1 pseudogene is annotated in these 388 nt (G+C 52.1%); it reads right to left on the reverse strand.

The annotated features are described in order from the left end of the window. Positions 1-388 (reverse strand): annotated as a pseudogene (locus L691_RS28000) (hypothetical protein); the annotation flags it as partial.

Genomic DNA, 388 nt, shown 5'->3' on the forward strand with positions numbered 1-388 from the left:
AGTTCCTGGATTTGCAGAGCCCAGTCGGATTTGGTGCGTCTTTCCGAAGCCTGTACATGACGCCACCCGGAGAGCGGCTCCGTGAACAGAAAGAGGCTGCAGCTTCCCTTGCGGACATACTCATAATCTTCTCGCTGAACTTGTCCGGGCTTCATCGTTTGTGGAGGCCGCGAATGATCCAGCAATTGCACAGGCTGCTCATCCATGCAGATTAGCGGAATTTCCGGGTCGTAAGGGAGCGCATACGTTTCCAGAATATCTTCCATCCGCGCAACAAATTCAGCGCTCGCTTTGGCCGGAATGCACCATTGCTTTTTCAGGTGAGGCTTAAGTTTCGTTTTTTTAACGTCTGGCGAATGGTTTCTCGTCCCACCGACTCCATGATTTG

Origin of the sequence: Paenibacillus zanthoxyli JH29 (assembly GCF_000520715.1) — a bacterium.
GTDB classification, from domain to species: Bacteria; Bacillota; Bacilli; order Paenibacillales; family Paenibacillaceae; genus Paenibacillus_AQ; species Paenibacillus_AQ zanthoxyli.